Genomic DNA, 15,639 nt, shown 5'->3' with positions numbered 1-15,639 from the left:
CAAGTTGGGTTCCTGCCTCAATGACTAATCAGTTTTCCAGGGTCGGCACCTTGCGCGGTGCCATGAAGTACAGCCAGGTCAGGGCAATGAAGTATATCGCCGGAATCAGGGTGAACAGCACGGTGTAGTTGTTGTTGGTGATCGTGAGGATGTGGCCCACCAACTGGGTCATGAACATCCCGCCGATGGCCGCGCACATGCCGCCGAAACCGAACACCGTGCTCATCATGTGTTTAGGCGTGTAGTCCATCACCAGGCTCCAGATGTTGGCGGTCCAGGCCTGGTGCGCGCCGATGGCCAGGGAAATGGCGAACACCGCCATCCACAGGTTGCTTGCGCCGGCGGCCATGATCACGCCGATGATGCAGCAGGCGAACAGTAGCATGGACACCAGTCGCGCCTTGATCGGATTGAGGCCGCGGCCAATCAGGAACGAAGACAGGATCCCGCCGCCCACGCTGCCGAAGTCGGCGGTGAGGTAGATGATGATCAGCGGGATACCCATCTGGGTCACGTTGATGCCCAGGTTGTATTGCTGGTTCAGGAATGGCGGCAACCAATAGAGATAGAACCAGAACACCGGTGCGGTGATCGAGTAGGCCAGGGCGAATGCCCAGGTGCCGCGCATGCGCAGGATGCGTGAGAAGGGTACGCGGATCTGATCGGGTTCGTCCTGGGCTTGGATGTAATCCAGTTCCGACTGTTTGACGCTGGGATGGTCTTCCGGGTTGAAGTACTTCAGGCCCCAGAACAGCAGCCAGATCCCGCCGAGGGCGGCCATGCACAGGAATGCCGCCTGCCAGCCCCACACGTGCAGGATCAACGGCAAGAGCATCGGGGTGAACATCGCGCCGACGTTGGTCCCGGCGTTGAAAATGCCCGTGGCCACGGCCCGTTCGCCCGCCGGGAACCACAGCCGCGTGGTCTTCACGCAGGCCGGGTAGTTGGCGGCTTCGGTCAGGCCGAGGATGAAGCGGCAGACCATGAACCCCAGCGCCGACGTGGCCAGGCCATGGGCACCGGTCGCCAAGCTCCAGAGCAGCACGGCACAGAAGAACACGCGCTTGACGCCGACCCGGTCGATCAGCCGGCCTTGCAGCACAAAACCGATGGCATAGCCAACCTGGAACCAGAAGTTGATGTTGGCGTAATCCATCGCCGTCCAGCTCATTTCCTTGGCCAGGATCGGCTGCATCACGCCGAGGGCGGCGCGGTCGATGTAGTTCAGGGTGGTGGCGAAAAACACCAGGGCGAGCATGCCCCAACGGGTCTTGCCCACGGCCATGGCGCCGCGGATCTTGTCGCCGATGCCGCCGGACGCGGCACCCGCCGCTGGGGCCATGGGGGAACTTTGGGAAGGAATCATAGCGTGTACCCGTTTTTGAAATTCTTATGGTTGGTCTGGGTCTTTCCATTGATTCCGGCGGCTGGGGCCGGCGTCAATGTGGGAGCGATGGTGCGCAGTGAGCAAAAAATCGTCAATTCAGCATTTGGCATTTTGTTCGATAATCGCCCAAAAAACTAACCAGGTGGTACATATTAAATTGCTCAAAGAAACCGGCAGCTCAATAATCGGCTCACTCTTTCAAAAGCGGCGCACCTTTTGTAGCCGATGCCTGTCCCGGGAGCCGACGTCATGCAGCGTTCCATTGCCACCGTTTCCTTGAGCGGTACCCTGCCGGAAAAACTCGAGGCCATTGCCGCCGCCGGTTTCGATGGGGTGGAGATCTTTGAGAACGACCTTCTCTATTACGATGGCAGCCCCCGGGAAATCAGGCAGATGTGCGCCGACCTGGGCATTGCCATCACGTTGTTCCAGCCGTTTCGTGACTTCGAAGGTTGCCGCCGTGATCGCCTGGCGCGCAATCTGGAGCGGGCCGAGCGCAAGTTCGACCTGATGCAGGAGTTGGGCACTGACCTGGTGCTGGTGTGCAGCAACGCCTCGGCCGACAGCGTCGGCGACGAACAGATCCTGATCGATGACCTGCGCCTGCTGGCCGAACGGGCCGGGGCGCGCGGCTTGCGCATCGGCTACGAGGCGTTGGCCTGGGGCCGGCACGTGAATACTTATCAACAGGTCTGGAACATCGTGCGCCAGGCCGATCACCCAAGCCTCGGGGTATTGCTCGACAGCTTCCACACCTTGTCCCTCAAGGGCGATCCGAGTGCGATTGCCGCGATCCCGGGCGACAAGATTTTTTTCGTGCAAATGGCTGACGCGCCGATCCTGGCGATGGACGTCCTGGAATGGAGCCGGCATTTCCGTTGCTTCCCGGGGCAGGGCGAATTCGACTTGCCGGGTTTTTTGGCGCCGATCATCAAGAGCGGCTACAACGGGCCGCTGTCGCTGGAAATCTTCAACGACGGCTTTCGCGCCGCGCCACCACGGGCCAATGCCGCCGACGGCCTGCGCTCGCTGCTGTACTTGGAGGAGAAGACCCGCCAGCGTCTGGCCGAAGAAGCCACGCCCGTCGGCAATGCCGATATCCTCTTCGCCACGCCACCGGCCAGTGAATACAACGGCATCGAATTCCTCGAGTTCGCCGTGGACGATAACCTCGGCGCCAAGCTGTCCCATTGGCTGGAACGGCTGGGATTCGTCAAGGCCGGCCAGCATCGCTCCAAGAACGTGAGCCTGCTCCGTCAGGGCGATATCAACCTGGTCCTCAACTGCGAACCGTATTCCTTTGCCCACAGCTTTTTCGAAGCCCATGGGCCGTCGTTGTGCGCCACCGCGGTGCGGGTCAAAGACAGCGCCAGCGCCCTGGAGCGGGCCGTGGCCTACAAGGGCCAGCCCTATCGCGGCCTGGTGGGGCCCAATGAGTTGGAGCTGGCGGCGGTGCGCGCCCCCGATGGCAGCCTGATCTACCTGGTGGACCAGGAGGCCGACGTCTATGGCACCGATTTCAACTTGCAACCGGGTGCTGTCATCGGCGCCGGGCTCAAGCGCATCGACCATATGGCGATGGCGCTGCCAGCCGACAGCCTCGACAGTTGGGTGCTGTTCTACAAGAGCCTGCTGGATTTCGAAGCCGACGACGAAGTGGTGTTGCCCGACCCCTATGGCCTGGTCAAAAGCCGGGCCCTGCGCAGCCGCTGCAGTTCGATCCGGCTGCCGCTGAACATTTCCGAGAACCGCAACACCGCGATCTCACATGCATTGTCGAGTTATCGCGGTTCAGGGGTGCATCACATCGCTTTCGATTGCGATGACATCTTCGCCCAGGTCAGCCATGCCAAAGAGGCGGGTGTGCCGTTGCTGGACATTCCGCTCAACTATTACGATGACTTGGCGGCGCGGTTCGATTTCGATGACGAGTTTCTCAGCGAGCTGGCGTATTTCAACGTGTTGTACGACCGTGATGCCCAGGGCGGCGAGTTGTTTCACGTCTACACCGAGCCCTTCGAGGGGCGGTTTTTCTTTGAGATCATTCAGCGCAAGAACGGTTACGCCGGTTACGGCGCGGCCAATGTCGCGGTGCGGCTGGCGGCGATGGCCAAGTCCCGCAGCGGTGGCTTGCGCCACGCCAAGTTGTAGGGAAATCGTAAACGCCGCGGTCAAGGGCAACGCCGTGGCTTCCTTCACTGCACGGTGCGGCCCATAATCGCCCACCTGTGCAGTGATGGCCGTGAGCCCCGCAATGACTATGAATCCAGAGCTTTCCGCAGCCCTCGACGAACCTGTCGCCGCGCCGCGCAAGAGTCGCAAGAACAACCCGGAGAAAACCCGGGAGAACATTCTTCAGGAAGCCATCGTCGAGTTCGTCCAACAGGGCCTGTCCGGCGCCCGGGTCGACGCCATCGCCGAGCGCATCCACACCTCCAAGCGCATGATTTATTACTACTTCGGCAGCAAGGAGCAGTTGTACGTCGAGGTGCTGGAGAAACTCTACGGTGATATCCGTAATACCGAGAGCCGCCTGCACCTGGCGGAGCTGGCCCCGGTCGATGCGATCCGGCGCCTGGTGGAGTTCACCTTCGACCACCACGACCGCAATGTGGATTTCGTGCGCATCGTCTGCATCGAGAACATCCACAACGCCGAGTACGTGAAACAGTCCGGCGCGATCAAGGCGATGACCAACACCATCCTCGATTCCCTGGGCGTGATCCTGCGTCGAGGCGCCGAAGAGGGTGTGTTCCGCGCCGGCCTCGAACCGCTGGATGTACATCTGCTGATCAATTCGTTCTGTTTTTACCGGGTGTCCAACCGCAACACGTTCGGTGAGATCTTTCAGATCGATTTGTCGGACGAAGCGATCAAGCAGCGGCATCGGGAGATGGTCTGTGAGTCAGTGCTGCGCTACCTGCAGCCCTGACACCGAACCGAATGTGGGAGCGAGCTTGTGTGGGAGCGAGCTTGCTCGCGATAGCGGTCGATCAGCCAACACCGATTGCGACTGACACACCGTCATCGCGAGCAAGCTCGCTCCCACAAGTAATTCCTACAAGGGATTTATCGCCAGGTCTTAGTGATTCATGCTCTGGAAATGCTCCAGCATCCGCTGCGCATCCGGCGCCACGCCACTGAACAGTTCGAACGCCTTCACCGCCTGGAACACCGCCATGTTGCCGCCATCCAGCGTGCGGCAGCCAAGGGCGCGGGCGTTGCGCAGCAGTTCGGTTTCCAAGGGGAAGTAGACGATTTCCGCGACCCACAATTGGCCATGCAACAGCTCGACCGGCACCGGCATACCTGGCAGTTTCGCCATGCCCATGGGCGTGGTGTTCACCAGGCCGTCCGCCTCGGCCATGGCGGCGGGCAGGTCATGCCCGGCTCGGGCGCGACCCGCGCCGAAGTGTTGGTTCAGGTTGTTGGCCAAGGCCTCGGCACGGCTGACCTCGACGTCAAAAATACCCAGCGTCTGTACGCCTTCTGCCAATAGGGCATGGGCAACCGCCGCGCCGGCGCCACCGGCGCCCATCTGCACCACGCGTCGGCGCGCAACATCACCCAGGCCACGGCGAAAACCTTCGGCGAATCCCAGGCAGTCGGTGTTGTGGCCGATGCGTTTGCCCTCCTTGAGCACCACGGTATTCACCGCGCCGATGCCCCGGGCCTCGGGCGACAGCTCATCGAGCAGCGGGATGATCGCCTGCTTGCAGGGGAAGGTGATGTTCAGGCCGGTGAAACTCATGCGTTCGGCGGCTTTCAGCAAATCGGGCAGGGCGCCGCTGTCGAGTTTCAGCGCATCGAGATCGATCAGCCGATAAAGGTAGCGCATGCCTTGGGCATCGCCTTCACGCTCATGCAGCGCCGGCGTGCGCGACGCCTGGATGCCCGCGCCGATCAGGCCGGCCAGCACAGTGATGTTCGGCATGCTCATCAACCCTTCAACCGCTGACTGAAATGTTCCAGGGCCAGGCGATAGCCATGGCTGCCAAACCCACACATCACGCCAATGGCGACGGAGGAAACGAAGGAGTGGTGGCGGAACGTTTCCCGGGCGTGGACGTTGGACAGGTGAACTTCGATCACCGGGACTTCGCTGGCTACCAGGGCATCGCGGATCGCCACCGAGGTGTGGGTCCAGGCCGCCGGGTTGATGACAATACCGGCACATCGGCCTCGGGCGCCATGTACCCAGTCCAGCAATTCGCCTTCCTGGTTGGTCTGGCGAAACTCCACCGCCAGGCCGAATTCCTCAGCGGCGCGACCGCACAGTGTGGAGATGTCAGCCAGGGTTTCGTGGCCATAGGTCGCCGGCTCGCGGGTGCCGAGCAGGTTCAGGTTCGGGCCGTTGAGCACAAGAACGATTGGAGGCATCGCAATTTCTCCACATTTTTATTGTTGGTGTCGGCCAGGTTTCGGCCGGTGGAGATAAATTGTACTAGATGGTTAATTTGGTCAAATAAAGCCGACGCCATTGGCCATTAAGTGTTCGATGATCGAACATGGCCGTTGCAATTGTGGCGAGGGGATTTGATCGTTCCCTACGCTCCGCGTGGGAATGCATCCTGTGACGCTCTGCGTCACCCTCCAGAAGCGGAACGCGGAGCGTCCCTGGCGACGCTCCCACGCGGGAGCGTGGGAGCGATCAACAGGATAATCCTTCAACTCAAAGGAAGGGCTTACCGCCGAGTCAACAACACCCCGGATTCCATATGATGGGTCCAGGGAAATTGATCGAACAACGCGCAGCGCGTAATGCGGTGGGTGTCGTGCAGTTGCGCGATGTTGGCGGCGAGGGTTTCGGGGTTGCAGGAGATGTACAGGATGTTGTCGAAGCGCCGAGTCAGCTCGCAGGTGTCCGGGTCCATGCCGGCGCGGGGCGGGTCGACGAAGACGCTGCCGAATTCGTAGCTTTTCAGATCGATGCCATGCAGGCGGCGGAACGGGCGGACTTCGTTCAGGGCTTCGGTCAGTTCTTCGGCCGACAGGCGCACCAGCGTCACGTTATCCACCGCGTTTTCGCTAAGGTTGCTCAGCGCCGCGTTTACCGAGGTCTTGCTGATTTCGGTGGCCAGCACTTTGCGCACGCGGGTGGCCAGGGGCAGGGTGAAGTTGCCGTTGCCGCAGTACAACTCCAGCAGATCGTCGCTGCGCTCGCCCAAGGCTTCAAAGGCCCAGTTGAGCATCTTCTGGTTCACCGTGCCGTTGGGCTGGGTGAAGGCGCCTTCGGGCTGGCGGTAGCTGAAGGTGCGGCCGCCGACGTCGAGTTTCTCCACCACGTAGTCATGGCCGATCACTTCCCGCTTGCCCTTGGAGCGGCCAATGATGCTGACGCCGAGGTCGGTTGCCAGTTTCGAGGCCGCAGCGTGCCAGTGCTCATCCAGCGGACGGTGATAACACAGGGTGATCATTGCATCGCCGGCCAGGGTGGTCAGGAACTCCACCTGGAACAGCTTGTGGCTCAGGGGCGCGCTGGCTTGCCAGGCGGCCTTGAGTTGCGGCATCAACTGGTTGATGCGCAGGCTGGCGATGGGAAATTCCTCGATGAGGATCGGCGTGCGCTTGTCGTCCTGGGAGAACATCGCGTAATGCCGCTCGCCGGCCTCGCGCCACAGGCGGAATTCGGCCCGCAGGCGAAAGTGCTCCAGCGGTGAGTCGAACACCGCAGGTTCGGGTGCATCGAACGGGGCCAGCAGGTCACGCAAGCGGGTGACCTTGTCCTGGAGCTGCACGGCGTAGGCTTGAGAATCAAAAGTCATGCGTTGAACCAACCCAACTTGATCACGAACAGAATCGACAGGATGACGAGCGCCGGGTTCAGCTCACGGCCACGGCCAGACACCAGTTTGATGGCGGTCCAGGCAATGAAACCGAAGGCGATGCCGTTGGCGATGGAATAAGTGAACGGCATCGCCAGGGCGGTGACTACCACCGGGGCGGCGACGGTGATGTCGTCCCAGTCGATTTCCGCCAGGCCCGAGGTCATCAGCACGGCGACGAACAGCAAGGCCGGCGCAGTGGCGAAAGGCGGGACGCTGGCAGCCAGTGGGGAGAAGAACAGCGCCAGCAGGAACAGGATCGCCACGACGATGGCGGTCAGGCCGGTGCGCCCGCCGGCGCTGACGCCCGCTGCCGATTCGATGTAGCTGGTGGTGGTGGAGGTGCCCAGCAGCGAACCGGCCATGGCGGCGGTACTGTCGGCGATCAGCGCACGGCCCATCTTCGGCATGTGGCCGTCCTTGCCCATCAGCCCGGCGCGCTTGGCGACGCCGATCAACGTGCCGGAGTTGTCGAACAGGTCGACGAACAGGAAGGCGAAGATCACGCTCACCAGGCCGATGTCCAGGGCGCCCTTGATGTCCAGTTGCAGGAAGGTCGGGGCCAGGGAAGGTGGCATGGACATCACGCCGCCGAAGGGCGTGAAGCCCATCAGGATCGAAACAAGGGTGACCGCCAGAATGCCGATCAGCACCGCCCCGCGCACTTTCAGCGCTTCGAGGGCGACGATCAGGATGAAACCGAGGGTCGCGAGGATCGGCGCCGGTTGCTTCAAGTCGCCGAGACCGACCATGGTCGCAGGGTTCTTCACCACGATGCCGGCGTTACTGAGGGCGATCAGCGCCAGGAACAGGCCGATACCGGCGGCGATGGCCGAACGCAGGGGCAGCGGGATGCTGTTGATGATCCACTCGCGGATGCGAAAGATCGAGAGCAGGAAGAACAGCACGGCGGAAATGAACACCGCGCCCAGCGCCACTTGCCAGGTGTGGCCCATGTGCAGGACCACGGTATAGGTGAAAAAGGCGTTCAGGCCCATGCCTGGCGCGAGGGCGATCGGGTAGTTGGCGATCAGGCCCATGACCGTGGAGCCGATGGCTGCCGCCAGGCAGGTGGCGACAAACACCGCGCCCTTGTCCATGCCGGTTTCGCCGAGGATGCTCGGGTTGACGAACAGGATATAGGCCATGGCCAGGAACGTCGTGACGCCCGCCAGGATCTCGGTCCGCACGTTGGTGTTGTGTGCCTTGAGTTGAAACAGCCTTTCCAGCATGTCTGCTCCCCGTGGCGCGCCCGGCGCCGTGAATGTATCGACCTCAACAGCAAAGCACAGGTCGCCAGCGGCGCCCGGGAATTTTCTGTGGGTCGGAAAAAGCCGCGCATCATACCAGCAGCGTGGCGCTCTGGCTGCGATCGTCGTCGATGTTTTGCCAACGCGCCAAGTGGGCCATACTGCGCGCGGTTCCGGGAGGTCTTTATGTATCGCATGAATAAAAAACTGCTGGCGGCAGCAGGCTGCGCACTGGGCTTGTGGTTGCCCGGGCAGGCCGTCAATGCCGCGTCGGCGCCGCCTTTGAGTGAGGTCAAGGTGCTCAAGGTCGAATCGCCGGCCTGTGGCTTCGAGGATATCGCGCCAGGGCAGGAACAGACCCGTTGCGATCACAGCGGGCCGAATATCAAGGTCTACGTGCTGGAGGTTGGCTACGGTCGTCAGCCCAATGTCACGCTGGACGGTTTCGAGGTCGATGGCACCCGCTCGCCGGTATGTGCGTACAGCAATGGCAATCTCAACGATTGTTCGGCCAAGACCAAAATCGTCGGCTATTTGTACATCTTCGATCTGAAGGGCAAGCAGGAAGGGACCTTCAACTTCAGCAACATTTCGATCAATGCACCGGGCAATCGGATGTCGGCGCAGCTGTACATTAAATGACCTGTCGGCATGACAAGCTGAACGCAGCCCGGCAAACCTGACTAGGCTTCAGGAACCACCCCATCGGAGAGCGCGCCCATGATGCCTGGAACCAAGCTGCCTCGAGCCCTGATTACGGTCGCCGAAGGTGTCGATGACCTGCAGACAGTCACCCTGATCGACGTGCTGCGTCGAGCGCAGATCGAAGTGGTGGTGGCAAGCATCGAAGGGCGGCGGATGCTCACCTGTGCCCGCGGCACGCGCCTGACTGCCGACGGCATGTTGGTGGACATGCTGGTGCAGGATTTCGACCTGATCGTTCTGCCCGGCGGCATCATCGGTGCCCAACACCTGGCAAACCATCAGCCGCTGCAACAACTGATCAAGGACCAGGCCGCCACTGGACGTTTCTTCGCCGCCATTGCCGAAGCCCCGGCCCTGGCGCTACAGGCGTTTGGCGTACTGCGCCAGCGCCGCATGACCTGCTTGCCCGCAGTGAGCCAGCAGTTGTCCGGTTGCAGCTTCGTCGATCAGCCGGTGGTGGTGGACGGCAACTGCATCACCGCCCAAGGCTCGGCCGCTGCCCTGGCGTTCGCCTTGACGCTGGTGGAGCAACTCTGTGGCAAGGGCGTGAGGAACGTGGTGGCGGCGGAGTTGCTGGCCTGACGGATATCAAGCGTGCAATGGAAAGGGTTTGATCAAGGGCTGTTCGCGCTGCTCGGCTTGCCACAAATCATAGTCCGTCTGGACGCCTAGCCAGACCCTCGCCTTGCCGATCCCGGCGCGCTCCAGGCGTACGGCCAGATCAGGGCTGACAGGCGCATGGCCATGCAATACCCGAGAGAGGTGAGGCCGTGCGAAACCCAAGTGCCGCGCCAGTTCGGTGACGGTGATGCCCAGTTCGGGCAATACATCCATCAGCAGCGTTTGGCCAGGGTGTGGCGGATTGTGCATGGGCATGTTCCAGCCTCCTGTCAGTGGTAGTCCAGATAATCGACCAGTTCGATGTCGGACCCGATGAAGCGAAAAATGATTCGCCAGTTTCCCGAAACGCTCAACGACCAGTATTGGACCCGTTCACCCCTGAGCGGATGCAGTCGCCAGCCGGGGATATCCAAGTCGTTTGGGAACTGTGCCCTGTCCATGAATGGGAGCATGCGGGCCAGGCGTTTCTCATGGTCAGCCCGGATGCCACGGGTCGAACCCGTTTCATAAAAGATCCTGAGGCCTTTGTGCTGGAAGGATTTAATCATGGAAACGAGTGTAAGGCGATACATTACACTCGATGCGGTATTTATATACCGCACATGCCCGGCGAATCTGTGCATCCAGCGGTTTACAAGGCTTTTCCAGTGCGTTGAAATTGCCTTGAACGCTCACCCCCACCCTGAAGTCGTACCCCTTATGACGGCGGTTTTCCAAAACGCCGCGAGTACGACCAACCGTGAGGTGTTCCATGAGCGCGACCCTGTCCGAAGCGACGCAGGCGTCCTTCGTCCGTCATCCGATCCGTCTGACACTCAATGGCCAAGTGCGTGAACTGCAGGTGTTGCCCTGGACCACGTTGCTGGACCTGCTGCGCGAGCAACTGGACCTGGTGGGCAGCAAGAAAGGCTGCGACCACGGCCAATGCGGCGCCTGCACGGTGTTGCGCGACGGCAAGCGGATCAACGCCTGTCTGACGTTGGCCGTCATGTGCGATGGCGCCGAGCTGACCACCGTTGAAGGCTTGGCCAGCGACGACCAGTTGCATCCCATGCAGCAGGCTTTCATCAAGCACGACGCGTTCCAGTGCGGTTATTGCACGCCAGGGCAGATCTGCTCGGCGGTGGGCTTGGCCAACGAGGGCCGGGCGCAGACCCGTGGGCAGATCAGCGAGTTGATGAGCGGCAACCTGTGCCGCTGCGGCGCCTACACCAACATTCGCGATGCCATCGAAGAAGCTCTGCCACTTTGCCAGCAGGGAGGTGATCAATGAATCCCTTCCACTACAGCAAGCCCGACACCGTGCAGGCCGCCATCGATTTGTCGAGTCCGGTTTCGCGCTTCATTGCCGGCGGCACCAACCTGCTGGACTTGATGAAAGAAAACCTCACTCGCCCCGAGCACCTGATCGACATCACCGGGCTGCCCCTGGCAGACCTCAGTGAAACCCCATCCGGCGGGGTGATGATCGGTGCCTTGGTGAGCAATGCCGACCTGGCCTGGCATCCTTGGATCGAGCGGCGCTATCCGTTGTTGTCCCAGGCGATCCTGGCCGGCGCTTCGCCGCAACTGCGCAACATGGCCAGCACTGGCGGCAATCTGCTGCAACGCACCCGCTGCTATTACTTCTACGATGCCAACGTACCGTGCAACAAGCGTCGGCCGGGCAGCGGTTGCCCGGCCCGGGACGGCTTGAACCGGATCCATGCGATTTTCGGCGCCAGTGATCAATGTGTCGCCACCCATCCCTCCGACATGTGCGTGGCCCTGGCCGCCCTGGAAGCGGTGGTCCATGTCCTGGGCCGGGGTGGGGCACGGACCATCGAGTTCGCCGACTTTCATCGCCTGCCCGGCGATGCCCCGGAGCGGGATAACCAACTGGCCGACGATGAGCTGGTCACTGCCATTGAGCTACCGGCCCCGGGATTCGCCGAGCACAGCCATTACTTGAAGATTCGCGACCGCGCCTCCTACGCCTTTGCGCTGGTGTCGGTGGCGGCGGCGCTGGAGCTGGACGGGCCGGTGATCCGCCAGGCGCGCCTGGCCCTCGGTGGCGTGGCGCACAAGCCTTGGCGCGACCGGGCCGTGGAGAGCTGGCTGAACGGGAAGACCGTCAGCCGCGAAACCTTCACCGCTGCGGCCGATGCGCTGCTGCAAAACGCCGAGCCGCTGGAACACAACGGCTTCAAGGTCAGACTGGCGCGTCGAGCGATTGTCCGCGCCTTGAGCGACGCCGCGTTGGGTGTCGCACCGCAGGGAGGGCAAGCCTGATGAACGCTTCGAGCCAATCCATAGGGCAGTCACTCGATCGGGTCGATGGCCTGCTCAAGGTGACGGGCCAGGCCCGTTATGCCGGCGAATACCCCGAGGACGGCTTGCTGCACGGCAGCGTCGTCTCCAGCAAGATCGCCCGTGGCCGGGTGCTGCGCATCGATGCTTCGCGGGCCCTGGCGCTGCCTGGCGTGGTGGCGGTGATCGATCATGCCAACCGGCCCCGGATCGCCAGCTACGATGAGCCGTACCAGGACGCCGACGCCGCCGATGGTTCGCCGTTCCGGCCGCTGTACAACGACCAGATCCTCTACAGCGGCCAGCCCCTGGCCCTGGTGGTGGCGGAAAACCTCGAACTGGCCCGCTATGCCGGTTCGCTCATTGAAATCGATTATGAAGCCCAGGACCATCAGACCGATCTGGCAATCCTGCAAAACGAAGCCCATCCCGCACCGGCCGAACTGCCCAAGCCCCGTGGGAATTTTCAGGGCGAGTACGCCAGCGCGGCGCTCAGTGTGGATGTGTCCTACAGCACGCCGATCGAGCATCACAACCCGATGGAGCCGCACGCCTCCACGGTGCTGTTTCAACCCGACGGCAGCCTGCACATCCACGACAAGACCCAAGGCACGCAAAACTGCCAGGCCTATGTGCAAAAAGTCTTCGGGCTGGAGATGGAGCAGGTACGCGTGTTTGCCGCGTTTGTCGGCGGCGCCTTCGGCTCCGGGTTGCGGCCCCAGTATCAGCTGCCCTTGGCGGTGATGGCGGCACTGGCCCTCAAGCGTTCGGTGCGGGTCAGCCTGACGCGCCAGCAGATGTTTACCTTCGGCTATCGCCCGCGCACCCTCCAGCGCGTGCAACTGGGGGCGGCGGCCAACGGGCGGCTGCTGGCCGTCGCTCACACTGCCGTCGGCCAGACCTCGCGCTTCGAAGATTTCACCGAGCACGTGGTGGAGTGGAGCGGCATGCTCTATCACTGCGACAACGTGACATTGACCTACAAGCTGGTGCCGCTGGACGTCTACACGCCGCTGGACATGCGCGCGCCCGGCGCCGCCCTCGGGTTGATCGGCCTGGAATGCGCCATGGATGAGCTGGCCTGTGCCCTGGCGATCGATCCGGTCCAACTGCGGTTGATCAACTACGCCGAACGCAACGAGAACGAAGGCAAGCCGTATTCCAGCAAGGAGTTGCGTGAATGTTATGCCCAGGGGGCTCAACGTTTCGGCTGGGACAAACGCAACCCGGAGCCACGCAGCATGCGTGAAGGCCGGCAATTGGTGGGTTGGGGCATGGCCGGTGGTGTGTGGGAAGCCATGCAACAAAAGGCCAGCGCCAAAGCCTCGTTGGACACGGACGGCAAGCTGACTGTCAGCAGCGCCACCACTGACATCGGCACCGGCACTTATACGGTCATGACCCAGATCGCGGCTGAGACCTGCGGGGTGTCCCTTGAGAACGTCACCTTCGTACTCGGCGACTCGTCACTGCCTACCGCGCCGCTGCAGGGCGGTTCGTTCACCGTCTCGTCCGTAGGCACCGCCGTGCAGCAGGCCTGTGAAGCGCTGAAGGAAAAACTGCTGGCCGTGGCCCGGCAGGTTTGCCCGGCCTTCAGTGGCGCGACCCTTGAACAAGTGGTGTTCATGGATGGTCAGCTGCGGTTGGGCGAGGCGAGCGTTGCCTTGGCCGAGTTGGCGCAAAAAAGCGGCGAGACGCCGTTGCAGGCCCAGGTCACCGCCGAACCGGACGCAAAACGCCAGGCCTACGCCACCGCTACCCATTCGGCGGTGTTCGTCGAAGTGTGGGTGGATGAAGACCTGGGTACGGTGAAGGTCAATCGCGTGGTCAGCGCCATTGCCGCTGGACGGGTGATCAACCCGAAAACCGCCCGCAGCCAGATCCTGGGGGGCGTGGTCTGGGGCGTTGGCATGGCCCTGCATGAAGAAACCTTGACCGACCATGCGCTGGGTCGCCACATGAACCACAGCCTGGCTGAGTACCACGTGCCGGTGAATGCCGACATCGGCGACATTGACGTGGTTTTCGTCGAGGAGCACGACGAGATCGTCAACGCCCTTGGGTCCAAGGGCGTGGGTGAGATCGGTATCGTCGGCGTGGCGGCGGCGGTGGCCAATGCGATTTACCATGCCACCGGCAAACGGGTGCGGGACTTCCCCATCACCCTCGATAAGTTGCTCTAGGCTTTCGCTTCTTCCGCCGGCTCGTGCATCCGGTCGCGGTTGGCCAGGGTCGGGAACAGTTTGATCCAGGCCCCGGTCACCAGCAGCGTGCCGACGCCGCCCATGACTACCGCCGGCACGGTGCCGAACCAGTGGGCGGTGAGGCCGGACTCGAACTCGCCCAACTGGTTCGAAGCGCCGATGAACAATCCGTTCACCGCGCTGACCCGGCCGCGCATTTCATCCGGCGTTTCCAACTGCACGAAGGAGGCGCGGATGACCATGCTGATCATGTCCGCCGCCCCCAGCACCACCAGCACCGCGAGGGAGAACCAGAACGACGTGGAGAGACCGAAGGCAATGGTGGCGACGCCGAACACCCCCACGGCGGTGAACATTACCCGACCCACCTTGCGCTCCACGGCAAACCGCGCCAGCCACAGCGACATCAGCAAGGCCCCGACCGCCGGTGCCGAGCGCAACAGACCCAGGCCCCAGGGGCCGGTAAGCAAAATATCTTTGGCGAACACCGGCAGCAACGCCGTCGCGCCACCCAGCAGCACGGCGAACAGGTCCAGGGAGATTGCCCCGAGAATGTCCGGGCGGCTGCGAATGAAGCGAATCCCGGCCAGCAATGAGTCCAGTGTCGCCTTGCCTTTGTTCAGCGGTGTCTGCCGGGCCGGCAGGTTGAGCATCAGGCAACAGGCGATGAGGTAGAGCAGCACCGTCGGTCCATAGACCCAGACGCTGCCGAAGGCGTAGAGCAAGCCGCCGAGTGCCGGAGCGACGATGGTGGCCGATTGCTGGGCCGATTGCGCGGCGGCCACGGCCCGGGGAAACAGGCCCGCCGGCACGATGCTCGGCAGCAGCGCCTGGGTGGTGGGCATTTCGAAGGAGCGGGCGGCGCCCAGCAGGAAGGCGAGGATGAAGATCATTTCCCGCGTGACATTGTCGGTGGCGCTGCCGATCGCCAGCGCCAGGGCAATCATCGCCTGTAATGATTGGCAGATGGCCGCGACCTTGCGCCGGTCATAGCGGTCGGCCACGTGCCCGGTATGGAGCATGAACAGTACGCGCGGGGCGAATTCCACCAACCCGACAAGACCCAGGTCCAACACATTGCCGGTCAGTTGATAGAGGTTCCAGCCGATGGCCACGGTGAGCATCTGGAAGCCGCTGGCGGTGAATATCCGGGCCAGCCAGAAGGCAATGAAGGGACGATGGTGGCGGAGCAGCAGCGGCGCTTGGCTGGGCATCTAGGACGGGTCCGGTGAGGAAGGCCAGGCGATTATCGCCGAGCTGTAACTGGAAATTACGTCTGCCGGAAAAAATAGTTAGCCAAACATCGATTCGGAGCAATGCGCGATTCCTGTGGCGAGGGGATTTATCCCCGCTGGGCT

Annotated in this window: 16 protein-coding genes; 8 read left to right on the top strand and 8 right to left on the bottom strand. The window is 62.3% G+C overall.

Annotated elements, in window-relative coordinates; all coding sequences use genetic code 11:
* Positions 1–28: 28 nt before the first annotated feature.
* Entirely contained in the window at positions 29–1,366 is a 1,338-nt protein-coding gene (locus LOY70_RS25775; RefSeq protein WP_265030665.1) for an MFS transporter, read from the bottom strand.
* Positions 1,367–1,369: 3 nt separating this feature from the next.
* On the opposite strand from LOY70_RS25775, the gene LOY70_RS25770 reads away from it, so the two are divergent.
* The 3 genes from LOY70_RS25770 (at position 1,370) to LOY70_RS25760 (ending at position 4,319) form a co-directional block, all read left to right on the top strand.
* Complete coding sequence (locus LOY70_RS25770; RefSeq protein WP_185067169.1) at positions 1,370–1,525, top strand: hypothetical protein; 156 nt, start codon at positions 1,370–1,372, stop codon at positions 1,523–1,525.
* A 111-nt stretch (positions 1,526–1,636) separates the two neighbouring features.
* A complete protein-coding gene (quiC, locus tag LOY70_RS25765; protein WP_265030662.1) occupies positions 1,637–3,538 on the top strand; it encodes a 3-dehydroshikimate dehydratase QuiC in 1,902 nt (633 codons plus the stop codon).
* 103 nt (positions 3,539–3,641) lie between these two features.
* The gene (locus tag LOY70_RS25760; protein ID WP_265030660.1) at positions 3,642–4,319 is read left to right on the top strand and encodes a TetR/AcrR family transcriptional regulator; all 678 of its coding nucleotides are present in this window, start codon (positions 3,642–3,644) and stop codon (positions 4,317–4,319) included.
* A gap of 150 nt (positions 4,320–4,469) precedes the next feature.
* Here the strand turns inward: LOY70_RS25760 and LOY70_RS25755 are convergent, their stop codons facing one another.
* From LOY70_RS25755 to LOY70_RS25740, 4 genes are all read right to left on the bottom strand, one after another.
* Complete coding sequence (locus tag LOY70_RS25755; protein ID WP_265030659.1) at positions 4,470–5,327, bottom strand: shikimate dehydrogenase; 858 nt, start codon at positions 5,325–5,327, stop codon at positions 4,470–4,472.
* Positions 5,327–5,767 (bottom strand): type II 3-dehydroquinate dehydratase, encoded by a 441-nt coding sequence (gene aroQ / locus LOY70_RS25750; protein ID WP_265030657.1) that lies wholly within the window; start codon positions 5,765–5,767, stop codon positions 5,327–5,329. The genes LOY70_RS25755 and aroQ overlap by 1 nt, the downstream gene beginning before the upstream one ends.
* Positions 5,768–6,072: 305 nt before the next feature.
* A complete protein-coding gene (gene trmA / locus LOY70_RS25745; protein WP_265030655.1) occupies positions 6,073–7,152 on the bottom strand; it encodes a tRNA (uridine(54)-C5)-methyltransferase TrmA in 1,080 nt (359 codons plus the stop codon).
* The gene (locus tag LOY70_RS25740) at positions 7,149–8,444 is read right to left on the bottom strand and encodes an NCS2 family permease (protein WP_265030653.1); all 1,296 of its coding nucleotides are present in this window, start codon (positions 8,442–8,444) and stop codon (positions 7,149–7,151) included. The genes trmA and LOY70_RS25740 overlap by 4 nt, the downstream gene beginning before the upstream one ends.
* A gap of 204 nt (positions 8,445–8,648) precedes the next feature.
* Here LOY70_RS25740 and LOY70_RS25735 point away from each other — a divergent pair, with 204 nt between their 5' ends.
* Both LOY70_RS25735 and LOY70_RS25730 read left to right on the top strand, forming a co-directional pair.
* On the top strand, positions 8,649–9,104 hold the full coding sequence (locus LOY70_RS25735; protein ID WP_265030651.1) for a YolA family protein: 456 nt from the start codon (positions 8,649–8,651) through the stop codon (positions 9,102–9,104).
* 78 nt (positions 9,105–9,182) lie between these two features.
* Complete coding sequence (locus tag LOY70_RS25730; RefSeq protein WP_265030650.1) at positions 9,183–9,749, top strand: DJ-1 family glyoxalase III; 567 nt, start codon at positions 9,183–9,185, stop codon at positions 9,747–9,749.
* Positions 9,750–9,755: 6 nt separating this feature from the next.
* Here LOY70_RS25730 and LOY70_RS25725 read toward each other — a convergent pair whose 3' ends face one another.
* Positions 9,756–10,043 carry a HigA family addiction module antitoxin gene (locus LOY70_RS25725; RefSeq protein WP_123343886.1) on the bottom strand — a complete coding sequence of 96 codons (288 nt, stop codon included), beginning with the start codon at positions 10,041–10,043 and terminating at the stop codon, positions 9,756–9,758.
* Positions 10,044–10,057: 14 nt separating this feature from the next.
* Positions 10,058–10,336: a type II toxin-antitoxin system RelE/ParE family toxin gene (locus LOY70_RS25720; RefSeq protein ID WP_265038197.1), complete on the bottom strand. Its 279-nt coding sequence runs from the start codon at positions 10,334–10,336 to the stop codon at positions 10,058–10,060.
* Positions 10,337–10,539: 203 nt separating this feature from the next.
* On the opposite strand from LOY70_RS25720, the gene LOY70_RS25715 reads away from it, so the two are divergent.
* Genes LOY70_RS25715 through LOY70_RS25705 form a run of 3 tightly spaced genes read left to right on the top strand, consistent with a single transcriptional unit; the run spans position 10,540 to position 14,260 of the window.
* Positions 10,540–11,061: a (2Fe-2S)-binding protein gene (locus tag LOY70_RS25715; protein ID WP_025215591.1), complete on the top strand. Its 522-nt coding sequence runs from the start codon at positions 10,540–10,542 to the stop codon at positions 11,059–11,061.
* Positions 11,058–12,059: an FAD binding domain-containing protein gene (locus tag LOY70_RS25710; protein ID WP_123343884.1), complete on the top strand. Its 1,002-nt coding sequence runs from the start codon at positions 11,058–11,060 to the stop codon at positions 12,057–12,059. The genes LOY70_RS25715 and LOY70_RS25710 overlap by 4 nt, the downstream gene beginning before the upstream one ends.
* Positions 12,059–14,260, top strand: a complete 2,202-nt coding sequence (locus LOY70_RS25705) for a xanthine dehydrogenase family protein molybdopterin-binding subunit (protein WP_265030644.1) — start codon at positions 12,059–12,061, stop codon at positions 14,258–14,260. The genes LOY70_RS25710 and LOY70_RS25705 overlap by 1 nt, the downstream gene beginning before the upstream one ends.
* Here LOY70_RS25705 and LOY70_RS25700 read toward each other — a convergent pair.
* A complete protein-coding gene (locus LOY70_RS25700; protein WP_265030643.1) occupies positions 14,257–15,495 on the bottom strand; it encodes an MFS transporter in 1,239 nt (412 codons plus the stop codon). The two genes, LOY70_RS25705 and LOY70_RS25700, sit on opposite strands and share 4 nt — an antisense overlap.
* Positions 15,496–15,639: the final 144 nt, after the last annotated feature.

It is taken from the genome of Pseudomonas sp. B21-054 (genome assembly GCF_026016345.1).
Lineage (GTDB): Bacteria > Pseudomonadota > Gammaproteobacteria > Pseudomonadales > Pseudomonadaceae > Aquipseudomonas.
Note: the sequence above shows the minus strand (reverse complement) of the source record. Positions and strands in the feature narration are given on the sequence as shown.

Coding starts and splice junctions, on each gene's coding strand:
- LOY70_RS25775 (WP_265030665.1), bottom strand. CDS start 1,366: ATGATTCCTTCCCAAAGTTCCCCCATGGCCCCAGCGGCGGGTGCCGCG.
- quiC (WP_265030662.1), top strand. CDS start 1,637: ATGCAGCGTTCCATTGCCACCGTTTCCTTGAGCGGTACCCTGCCGGAA.
- LOY70_RS25760 (WP_265030660.1), top strand. CDS start 3,642: ATGACTATGAATCCAGAGCTTTCCGCAGCCCTCGACGAACCTGTCGCC.
- LOY70_RS25755 (WP_265030659.1), bottom strand. CDS start 5,327: ATGAGCATGCCGAACATCACTGTGCTGGCCGGCCTGATCGGCGCGGGC.
- aroQ (WP_265030657.1), bottom strand. CDS start 5,767: ATGCCTCCAATCGTTCTTGTGCTCAACGGCCCGAACCTGAACCTGCTC.
- trmA (WP_265030655.1), bottom strand. CDS start 7,152: ATGACTTTTGATTCTCAAGCCTACGCCGTGCAGCTCCAGGACAAGGTC.
- LOY70_RS25740 (WP_265030653.1), bottom strand. CDS start 8,444: ATGCTGGAAAGGCTGTTTCAACTCAAGGCACACAACACCAACGTGCGG.
- LOY70_RS25735 (WP_265030651.1), top strand. CDS start 8,649: ATGTATCGCATGAATAAAAAACTGCTGGCGGCAGCAGGCTGCGCACTG.
- LOY70_RS25730 (WP_265030650.1), top strand. CDS start 9,183: ATGATGCCTGGAACCAAGCTGCCTCGAGCCCTGATTACGGTCGCCGAA.
- LOY70_RS25725 (WP_123343886.1), bottom strand. CDS start 10,043: ATGCCCATGCACAATCCGCCACACCCTGGCCAAACGCTGCTGATGGAT.
- LOY70_RS25720 (WP_265038197.1), bottom strand. CDS start 10,336: ATGATTAAATCCTTCCAGCACAAAGGCCTCAGGATCTTTTATGAAACG.
- LOY70_RS25715 (WP_025215591.1), top strand. CDS start 10,540: ATGAGCGCGACCCTGTCCGAAGCGACGCAGGCGTCCTTCGTCCGTCAT.
- LOY70_RS25710 (WP_123343884.1), top strand. CDS start 11,058: ATGAATCCCTTCCACTACAGCAAGCCCGACACCGTGCAGGCCGCCATC.
- LOY70_RS25705 (WP_265030644.1), top strand. CDS start 12,059: ATGAACGCTTCGAGCCAATCCATAGGGCAGTCACTCGATCGGGTCGAT.
- LOY70_RS25700 (WP_265030643.1), bottom strand. CDS start 15,495: ATGCCCAGCCAAGCGCCGCTGCTGCTCCGCCACCATCGTCCCTTCATT.